Raw genomic sequence first — 9,758 nt, forward strand, 5'->3', positions numbered from 1 at the left:
GAGGGCGCTAGAGGCGCCCTTATTCCTGTGTGCACTCTGCTTTGACGCAGGCGGTTTCTATGGTGCCGAGAAGCACATCCGGCATGACCGGTTTGGGACAGTGGAGCGCTTTGGGGAAACGGTCGGCGACGTTGTCTTCGACGATGTGGCCACTGTGGAAGATCAGCGGGACGCCGTTTTCCTTCAAACGCTCGGCGGCAGGGAACACCTCGCCGTCGCGCAGGCGCACGTCGAGAAGGGCGACATCAGGATTGATGTTGTTGATCGCGTCCAGTGCATCGGTCACACATGCATAGGGGCCAGCGATTTCGTAGCCGGCGTCCTCGAGCATCATCTGGATATCCATCGCCACGATAGGCTCGTCCTCGCAGAGAAGAACGAGGGGACGTGACCGGGCACTACTTGGATTTGTTTTCATAAATCAATTGCGTCCTGCGCTCTGACTCCGATCTTTCGATGAAGATGCGTCCGTTTAACTGCGAGGCGGACAGTTGCATCATCGTCGAGCCGAAGCCGTTAGACTCGTTATCATTAAAAGTCACAGGATCGTTATAAAGTTCCGTCCAATTAAGAAGAATCTCATGTTCGTCATGTTTTTCCCAATTGATGCGTAGCTTACCGTCAATCGGACCCAGAACACCATATTTTGCAGTGTTCGTCGCCAGTTCGTGGAAGATCAGCGACAGGGTCGTGAGGGTTTCCGGCGTAAGGTGAACTTCTGGTCCGGAAATCTCGATACCTGCGGACTGACCCCTGTAGGGCTGGACCGCGCCATCGACGACTTCTTCGAGCGAGAAATACGTGCCGCTGGGCGCTTGATGCGTCATGTTATGCGAGCGGGCGAGTGCGCCGATGCGAGCGGTGACACCCTCGACGAGCGCAGGGACGGATTTGGCCGAATGACCCGCGATCCGCACCATGCCCGAGATGATCGAGAAGAGGTTCTTCACGCGGTGGTTCATCTCGTGAAGCATGATCTCGCGGACGCGCTTGGCTTCTTCTTCCTCGGTGACGTCGAACAGAACGCCGAGCGTGCGCTGGCCCTGTGCGCGGCCGATGCGGCGACCGACGAACTGGATGCATTTATCATGCTGGTCGAGAGACGGGAGTTCGATGAGCACGTTGAAGGGCGCACTGATCTCGCTGATGCGCATGGTGCGCTCTGTCTCGTCGCGGATTTTTTCGGGCAGGCTCGCGATGAAGTCGCTGAACTTGAGGCTGTTGGTTTCGAGACCCAGAAGTTCCGCGCCTTTGTCGTCGAACTTGATCGTTCGACCGTCGCGGGACAGCTCCCACACGCCTAGTCCGGTCACGTCGAGCGCGATGCGGAGGCGTTCGCCTTCGGACTTCAGCTTATCTTCGAGCAGCAGCGCTTCGGTCAGTTCGCTGAACACGAGCGTTACGCCGTCGATTTCGTCGTCGCGGTCGCGGTAGGGCGTGACGATCAGTGACCATGTGCGGTGCGCATCATGATCGGACACGCGCAGGTATTGTTCTTCGCCATTGTGCATGACCTGATCGATGGCGGTCAGCACTTCATCGGCTTCGGCAAGGCGACAGGTTACTTCCGACAGCGGACGGCCGCGGTCGCCTGCGCGTAGTGGGTAGAGCGTCAGGATGGATTCAGTGAAGTTCCGCACCACGCCTTTGGCGTCGAGCACCACGAGGGGCAGGGCGGTCGAGCTGAAGAAGTTGGACAGGTCGGTGTTAGCCACGGACAGCTCGTCCACCTTGACCTTAAGTTCGTCGTTGACGGTCGCAAGTTCCTCGTTCGTCGATTGAAGCTCTTCGTTCATCGACATCATTTCTTCGTTCGAACTTTTTAGCTCCTCGTTCGCAGTCTCCAGCTCTTCGACGGTCGTGTGAAGGCGGGCGCGGGTGGAGCGAAGTTCGTTTTCGAGACTCTGGACGTGGCTGTCGGTGGCCTCGACGTCATCAAGCTCGTCTTCGTCCATCGGGGCGAACGGACCGCGTTCGCGGAAGACGAGAAGGATCGTGCCGTCGCGCATCGGATCGCCGATGAGGTCGAACGGCTGTGCGCCAAATTCGGAATGGGCGATCAGGTCACGGCTGATCGTGCGTTTGCTTGACGATGTGACCTGACGGATGACCGAGGAAATCGCTTCGCGAACGCCAGCCACGGCAAGCGACGACGCATATTGCGTGTGCATTGCGCCAACGGTGCTAGTCGACAGATAGCGGCCCAAGCGACCAGTCGAACCAAGCAACTCGCCCTCGCGCGAGACATGCAGTGTCGCGGGGCCGTAGTGGGTGAGAATGCGGTCGCGCAGTTCTTTGTCCGACCAATCCACGCGGGTCGACTCGCTGTCCTTTTCGCTCGAGATGCGGCGGCGTGTGGTGACTTGGCGTGACTGATTGCGCAGGTGTACGGGGTATTCCGGACGGCCTTCGTTCCGTTCGAAGATACGGGCCTGCGCGTCCACGGGATGGAACATGTGGTCGTGACGGCCGAGCGTTTCCGACGGTCCGAGGAATAGCGTCGCACCTGGGCGCAGCGCGTAATGAAAAATCGGCATTACAGCCGCTTGCAGCGCGTCGCCGAAGTAAATCAGCAGGTTACGGCAGGACAGCAGGTCGATGTTGGAAAACGGCGGATCGCGTACGACGCTGTGGACCGAGAACCGGATCATATCGCGGATGCGGCTGTTGATCTGGAACTTGCCCTCGCGGGGCAGGGTATAGAGCTCGCGCATTTCCTCAGGAATGTCGATCAACGCGGCAGCAGGGTACATGCCGTCGCGAGCGATACGGAGCATCTGCTCGTCGATGTCGGTGGCAAAGACCTGAATGTTGATGCTGCGGCGCTGGAGGCGAACCTCTTCGGCAAAGAGCATCGCGATGGAATAGGCTTCTTCGCCGCTCGAACAGCCGGGCACCCACACGCGGATTTCTTCGTCCTGCGCATCACGGACGAGGGGCTTGATCACCTCGTTGCGCAGTACCTCAAAATGCGAGGTGTCGCGGAAGAAGCGGGTGACGTTGATTAGCAACTCGCGGAACAGGATCTCGCACTCTTCGGGAGTCGAGCGGATGTAGGCGAGGTATTCGCGCGCGTCGTCAAGGTCGAGCACCTGAATGCGGCGTTGCACGCGGCGCGACAGGGTCGAGGTTTTGTAGCCCGCAAAGTCGTGACCTGCGGTGGTGCGAACGACCGAACAGATGTCCTCAAGTGTGTCGTTGACCGTTTCCGCCAGCGCGTTCTGGGCATCGGTCAGCGCAGCTTTGGTAAAGAACTGCTGCACGCTGTCGATGATCTCGGACGGCACATTGATAAAGTCGACGAGGCCGGTATTGATCGCCGAGGTCGGCATCCCGTCGTATTTCGCCGTGCGGGGCTCCTGCACAACGCACAGACCGCCGAGTTCCTTGATTGCACGAAGACCCGCGCTGCCGTCGGCGCCTGTGCCGGACAGGATCACGCAGGCGGCATTCTTGCCCTGATCCTGAGCGAGGCTTTCGAAGAAATCGTCGATCGGACGGCGCAGCCCGCGGGGCTGGCTGAAATCGGTGAGGCGAAGGGTGCCGCTGTTGATCGACAGACCATGTCCGGGCGGAATGATGTGAACGCAGCCCGCACGGACTTTCTCACCGTCCTCGGCCTGACTGACCTCAAGAACGGTGTGGCGGTCGAGCAGCTCGGCCAGCAGGCTTTCATGGTTCGGGTCGAGGTGCTGGATGACCACAAAGGCCAGTTTGCAGTCCTCACCGGCGGTCGAGAGCATATCGCGCAGCGCTTCGAGCCCACCCGCGGAGGCTCCGATCCCGACAACGAAAAGCGGGGTACCGGCTTCGTCAGTCATTTTATTCATTCAGGGACATCCGTGCGAGCATAGCGATGGAATCTGCGATGGTTTGTGCACTGCCGCGCATAGCGAGGCCAAACTCGACGCTCATGGCATTCACTTCGGCCAATTCGGCGTTCAGCTTCTTGTCATGCGCGGGCATGCGCGAGCGTTTTTCCGTGCTCGTCATGTCGAACTGCGAGGCCAGAATGAAACGGGTTTTTCCTTTGCGGTCACGCAGACGTGTCATCAGAACGAAGTTCAGAAACGTCGTCCCATCCTTGCGGTAGTTCAGAATCGGGAAACGCCCGCTGTCGATATCAGGGTCCATAACAAAATCATGGAGAGCCTTCTTGTGCGCGGGGTCGGAGTCTTCGCCTTGAAGGAAGCGGCAGTTCTGCCCGATAACGTCCTCGGGCTTGTAGCCGGTCAGATCACAAAATGCCTTGTTCACATAACTCAACGGTACGTCGCCGTCATCCGTCGAGAGTGCGAGCGCAACGTTTGAGCGGCTCATATAGGCCGTCAGTTTTTCGGGCAAATTTGTGTGGGACATCAACCAGGCAGTTAAGGAATTGAACTATCCTTAACACTAATGGGTAGTCGGGCTGTGCTTCAAGCACCGAATGCGCGCGTATACGAACCCGAGATGAAGTTTTTTCGAACCTTCATTCCCCTACATTGCGGTGTCTGCGACTAAAGTAGTGGGGCGCTGCCCCTCTTGGCCTGCGGCCAATTCACCCCGGGATATTTGGGGCACAAAGGCAAAGAGAAAGGGCGGCCACTCGGGCCGCCCTTTGCGTTGTTAGCCGATGATGGCGTTGAGCGTGGCGCTCGGGCGCATCACTGCTGCTGTCTTGGCCGCGTCGAGCAGGTAGTAGCCACCCAGATCGGCGGGGCTGCCTTCGCCAGCGTGCAGTTCGGCGAGGATGGTTTCCTCTTTGCCTGCAAGCTCTTCCGCGATCGGCTTGAAGTGGGCTGCAAGGTCAGCGTCGTCCGACTGCGCGGCCAGTGCTTCGGCCCAGTAGCGGGCGAACCAGTAGTGCGAGGTGCGGTTGTCGTTCTGACCGACGCGGCCTTCGGGGCTCTTACCGCCCATCAGGACTTTCTGGATCGACTCGCCGACAGCAGCGCCGAGGACGGCGGCTTTCTTGTCGTCGCGGGCCGCTGCGAGGAAGTCGAACGATTCGCCCAGTGCGCAGAATTCGCCCAGCGAGTCCCAGCGCAGGTGGTTTTCTTCGAGAACCTGCTGGACGTGCTTCGGAGCGGTGCCGCCAGCGCCAGTTTCAAAGAGGCCGCCGCCCTGCATCAGCGATACGATCGACAGCATCTTGGCCGAGGTGCCCAGTTCGAGGATCGGGAACAGGTCGGTCAGGTAGTCGCGGAGTACGTTACCGGTGATGGTGACGACGTCCTTGCCTGCGGTCATGTGTTCCAGCGTCCAGCGGGTGGCTTCGCGCGGGGCCATGATCGGGATATCGATGCCGGCTTCTTTGAGAGCGGGTTCGACGTACTTGATCAGTTCGGCATCGTGGGCGCGGTTCGCGTCGAGCCAGAAGGCACCGAGGCCGGTGGCCTTGACGCGGCGGACAGCGAGTTTGATCCAGTCTTCGATCGGAGCCTGCTTCACAGTCGCCGAGCGCCAGATGTCGCCCTTTTCGACGGTGTGCTCGTGCAGCACGTCGCTGTTGTCCAGAACGATGCGCACGGTGCCGTCTGCCTTCATTTCGAAGGTGGTCGGGTGCGAGCCGTACTCTTCGGCCTTCTGGGCCATCAGACCGACGTTCGAGACAGCACCGCAGGAGGTGACGTCCAGTTTGCCGTTTTCTTTGAAGTAGTTGATGGTCTCGTCGTAGACGCCAGCGTAGCTGTTGTCGGGGATGCAGCACTTGGTCGGCGCGGCCTTGCCGTCCGGACCCCAGCCGATACCACCAGCGCGGATCACTGCGGGCATCGAGGCGTCGATGATCACGTCGGACGAGACGTGCAGGTTGGTGATGCCTTTGTCGGAGTTCACCATGTACATGTCCGGCTGGGCTTCCATGGCAGCCTTGTAGTCGGCTTCCAGTTCGGCGTTGCCAGCGATTTTTGCTTCGAGATCGCCGAGACCCTGGTTCGGGTTGAAGCCGAGTTCCGCAAGCTTGTCGCCGTGCTTGGCGATGAAGTCTTCGAGGTAGACCGACACGAAGTGACCGAAGATGATCGGGTCGGAGACCTTCATCATGGTGGCCTTCAGGTGGACCGAGAACAGAACGCCCGGCTCCATCGACGCGATTTCCTGTTTGATGAACGCGCGGAGGGCTTTGGCCGACAGGTAGGTCGCATCGACGATCTCGCCTTCGATGTACTTCAGGCCGTCCTTCAGAACGGTTTCGGTGCCGTCAGCGGCGGTGTGGACGATCTTGGCGCCGCCAGCTTGCGCTGCGGTGATGGTTGCCGACTTTTCATTGTGGAAGAAGTCGTTACCTTCCATCGACGCGACTGTGGTTTTGCAATCGGCGGTCCACTCACCCATGCGGTGCGGGTTTGCCTTTGCGTATTCCTTCACCGCCTTGGCCGAACGACGGTCCGAGTTGCCTTCGCGCAGCACGGGGTTCACGGCCGAGCCCTTGACGGCGTCGTAGCGGGCCTGGATCGACTTTTCTTCGTCGGTCTTCGGCTCGTAGGGGTAGTCCGGAACGGCATAGCCCTTGGACTGGAGTTCCTTGATCGCTGCGGTCAGCTGCGGCATCGAGGCCGAGATGTTCGGCAGCTTGATGACGTTGGCTTCCGGCGTCTTCACGATCTGGCCCAGAGCGGCGAGGTCGTCCGAAATGCGCTGCTCTTCGGTCAGGCACTCGGGGAAGACGGCGAGGATGCGGCCTGCAACCGAGATGTTGCGCTGTGCAACGTCGATGCCGGCAGCGCCTGCAAAAGAGCGCACGATCGGCAGCAGCGATGCGCTGGCCAGTTCGGGGGCTTCGTCAACAATGGTATAAATAATATCGGGGGTCTTATCGGCCATGGGTCGCTTCTCCGCGGTTTGCTGGTGCGATGGGTCGATGCAGGATCGCTCCTGCGGTCGGTGCTGGCTTACAGGAGAGGCACCGAGGCGTCAATGTGTGCCATGGTATACCGAACCGATTGGCGGGGTGTCGCGGTGTCGCAGTCAGCGGCGGGCGTTGCCGCGTGAGCCTTCGATATGGAGCTGTGTGCCGACCCGCATGGACGCGCGGAGGCGGCGGGACAGTTGGTCGATCGCCATTGTCAGCAGGAATGACACTGCTAGCAGGGCAACCACGCGGTCGAGGCGGAGTTCCTGCACGTTCTTCTGGATGTAGAAGCCAAGCGTGCCGATGCCGAGGATGCCCATGATCGCGCTTTCGCGGACGATGATTTCCCAGCGATAAAGGCAAAGCGCCCAGAAATTCGCGCTGAGGCGGGGGACAAGTTCCCACCCCCACAGCGTCAAGCCGGTTGGCGCATCGGGTCGCAGCGCGAGCGATGTGGCCTGCCGCCCGAGCAGGTGCGCGATGATCGCCCCGTTGTGCAATGCGAGCGCGAGGATCGCGGGAAGCATGGAGGGACCGAAGAACTGGAGCAGAACGAACGCCAGCATGTACTCCGGCAGCGACCGGCAAAGCACGAGGCCGAGGTGCCCTATCATCGCGCCGAAACGCCCTGCAACACGGGGCACGATGGCGGGGAAGGCGAAGAAGGCGATCAAGGCGGCTCCGGTCAGAGCGATTTGCGACAGGACGACGGTGTCGACGACGCCTGGCCATGCTTGGTTGACGAATACCTTTTCGAGCCAGCCGCTCCATTCCGCGCCGGTGCGGATCGGGGCAGGAATGATGTCGTGCAGGAAGCGCGCGAACATGCCGCTGCCCATGGGCGGCGTTTTCTGGGCGACCAGAACGGCGAGCGACGCCAGTAGGTATATCGGCGCGAGGCGCCACTTCATCCAGCGGCGTACGGGGATGATCAGCAGCAGAAAAATCGCGAGGACCGCGAAAGCCTGATCGTAGTGCGCCTGTTTGAAATATGTTTCGAGCAGATAGCCGAGCGTCGGCAGACCGATGAAGCCTAGCACCGCCGATGACCTGATCCCGCACTCGAGGCGGTAGAGCGTGTAATTCCGCATCGGGACCACGCATTGCGGCAGGCGCGCCCAGAGGAGCCGCGTGATCTGGCCGACTTTGCGGGGCAGGGCAGCTTCGGGCGCGCGGCTTGCCTCGTCGAGGTATTCGGAGAACACCTTGGCGAAGATGCCGGTGTAGGGAATGCCGATTGCCAATACGCCCGTGGTCGGACTGAGGCCCGTGATGTTCAGCAGGAGAAGAGCCCAGAACAGCTCGTGGATCGCGCGGATCGCGATGCAGAACGTTCGGACGGTGCGGATGTGATAAAGCGGCGCGAGTAGCAGTCCGAAGCCCGCGCCAAAGAACACTCCGCAGACCGCGAAGGCCGCTGTCAGCATCGTGCCGTTAAAAAGCTCGGGCCATATCGAGAAATCGGGGTGGAGCAGGCCATCTGCCATGCGTGCCAGCAAAACTGACGGATCGGTGTGGCGGCCCGTCAGGTCGGCAAAACCGAGGGCAACAATTGCCGCCGCGATGAACCCCAGCAGAACTACCCTGCGCGAGCTGATCATGCGTAGAGCGCGGCGATGTCCGCGTCGCTGGCCTCGGTCGGCGGGCAATCCAAGACGATGCGCCCGCCCGCGATGCCGATGATACGCGTGGCCCAGCCTTTGGCCATCTCGACATCATGCATGGCGATGACCGAGGTCGCGAAGGTTTCGTCGAGCCGCGCCAGCAGCTCCGCCCCTTGTGTGACATCGACGGCTGATACAGGCTCATCCGCCAGCACTACATCACCGCCCCGCAGCAGCGCACGCGATAGGGCGACCCGCTGCTTCTGTCCGCCCGACAGGTTCATCACCGGCCGGCGGCCAAGCCCGCTGAGGCCCGTGGCGTCCAGAACGGTATCCACAGCGGCCCGTTCGGCCTTACTCGGCCAGATCAGAGTGCGCAGATTTCGCGCCGTTCCGTGGTTATCCAGCCGCCCCATCCAGACGTTGTGAAACGCCGAAAGTTGCCCGACGAGGCCGGTGTCTTGGGGTACGTAGGCGATACGCCCCAAAAGGCGGCTATATATAGTAGTGAGCAAAGTGCTCTTCCCCGCGCCACTTTTTCCCAGCAGCGCGAGGCGTTCTCCGGTGGCGACGGATAGCGAAACGCCGGCCAGAACGGTCTTGCCGTCCCAGCCGAGGTCTTCGTTTTCCAGTGTCGCCAGAACCTGCGTCATTCGATGATGTCGAGTTCGCGCGCCGTGTCTTCGATCGGTGCGTACATCTCGTTGTCAGCCGCGATGAAGGCTGAACGCGGGAAGGAGGCAAGCAGCGCCTCGTCGGTCATGCCGATCAGGGCCTCTTGCACCTTGGCCGTGAAGCCTTCGCCGAAGCGGTCATCGACGTCGCCGCGGATGGTCCAGTTGTAGTCGGGGTAGGGCGGGGTCTTCCAGATGACTTTGGCGGTCTCGACTTCGGCCAGCGCATCCGCTTCGGCCTGATCGTAGACAGTGTAGTTCAGCGCGCCGGTTTCATAAGCGCCCGACGCAACAAGGCGCAGGGTCTGACCGTGGTCGCCCGAGAAGCCGATGTCCGAGAACAGATCCTCGGGGGCCTCACCGGTTTCCTGACGGATATAGAACTCCGGCATCAGGCGGCCCGAGGTCGAGGTCTGCGCGCCGAATGTGAACGAGAGGCCGGCCATATCGGGGAACTCTTCCGACTCGGTCAGACCGGTGGAAGTGTTGGCAATGAAATACGACACAAAGGTCTCGTCTTCCGCGCCTTGGGCAATCGCCTGGCTGCCCGGAACGGCGATGCGTGCCTGAACGCCCGACAGACCGCCGAACCAGCCGAGCTGGATCTGGTTATTGCGGAACGCAGTCACGGCGGCGGCATAGTCC

At 60.8% G+C, this 9,758-nt stretch carries 7 protein-coding genes (1 of these 7 running past the window's edge); all 7 read right to left on the reverse strand.

The genetic code is table 11. The annotated features are described in order from the left end of the window. Nucleotides 1-19 precede the first annotated feature (19 nt). On the reverse strand, nt 20-418 hold the full coding sequence (locus IF204_RS04220) for a response regulator (protein WP_194094938.1): 399 nt from the start codon (nt 416-418) through the stop codon (nt 20-22). Further along, nucleotides 399-3,830, reverse strand: coding sequence for a chemotaxis protein CheB (locus IF204_RS04225; protein ID WP_194094939.1), 3,432 nt, complete (start codon nt 3,828-3,830; stop codon nt 399-401). Before IF204_RS04225 ends, IF204_RS04220 begins: the two co-directional genes overlap by 20 nt. Continuing rightward, nucleotides 3,823-4,359, reverse strand: coding sequence for a PAS domain-containing protein (locus IF204_RS04230; protein ID WP_194094940.1), 537 nt, complete (start codon nt 4,357-4,359; stop codon nt 3,823-3,825). The genes IF204_RS04225 and IF204_RS04230 overlap by 8 nt, the downstream gene beginning before the upstream one ends. A 249-nt stretch (nt 4,360-4,608) precedes the next feature. Continuing rightward, a complete protein-coding gene (locus IF204_RS04235) occupies nt 4,609-6,807 on the reverse strand; it encodes an NADP-dependent isocitrate dehydrogenase (RefSeq protein WP_194094942.1) in 2,199 nt (732 codons plus the stop codon). Nucleotides 6,808-6,951: 144 nt separating this feature from the next. Beyond that, entirely contained in the window at nt 6,952-8,436 is a 1,485-nt protein-coding gene (locus tag IF204_RS04240; RefSeq protein WP_194094943.1) for a PhnE/PtxC family ABC transporter permease, read from the reverse strand. Beyond that, nucleotides 8,433-9,092, reverse strand: a complete 660-nt coding sequence (locus IF204_RS04245) for an ATP-binding cassette domain-containing protein (RefSeq protein WP_194094945.1) — start codon at nt 9,090-9,092, stop codon at nt 8,433-8,435. Before IF204_RS04245 ends, IF204_RS04240 begins: the two co-directional genes overlap by 4 nt. Continuing rightward, nucleotides 9,089-9,758 carry the 3' portion of a putative selenate ABC transporter substrate-binding protein gene (locus IF204_RS04250; RefSeq protein WP_194094947.1) on the reverse strand. Its footprint extends 176 nt past the window's final position, so the window shows 670 of its 846 coding nt (coding positions 177-846); the start codon falls outside the window, past its right edge — the gene reads right to left on this strand; its stop codon occupies nt 9,089-9,091. Before IF204_RS04250 ends, IF204_RS04245 begins: the two co-directional genes overlap by 4 nt.

It is taken from the genome of Marivivens aquimaris, assembly GCF_015220045.1.
Lineage (GTDB): Bacteria > Pseudomonadota > Alphaproteobacteria > Rhodobacterales > Rhodobacteraceae > Marivivens > Marivivens aquimaris.

What these genes read in the sequence shown, in the direction of transcription:
- IF204_RS04240 (WP_194094943.1), bottom strand. Translation starts at nt 8,436, where the DNA reads ATGATCAGCTCGCGCAGGGTAGTTCTGCTGGGGTTCATCGCGGCGGCA.
- IF204_RS04245 (WP_194094945.1), bottom strand. Translation starts at nt 9,092, where the DNA reads ATGACGCAGGTTCTGGCGACACTGGAAAACGAAGACCTCGGCTGGGAC.
- IF204_RS04220 (WP_194094938.1), bottom strand. Translation starts at nt 418, where the DNA reads ATGAAAACAAATCCAAGTAGTGCCCGGTCACGTCCCCTCGTTCTTCTC.
- IF204_RS04225 (WP_194094939.1), bottom strand. Translation starts at nt 3,830, where the DNA reads ATGAATAAAATGACTGACGAAGCCGGTACCCCGCTTTTCGTTGTCGGG.
- IF204_RS04230 (WP_194094940.1), bottom strand. Translation starts at nt 4,359, where the DNA reads ATGTCCCACACAAATTTGCCCGAAAAACTGACGGCCTATATGAGCCGC.
- IF204_RS04235 (WP_194094942.1), bottom strand. Translation starts at nt 6,807, where the DNA reads ATGGCCGATAAGACCCCCGATATTATTTATACCATTGTTGACGAAGCC.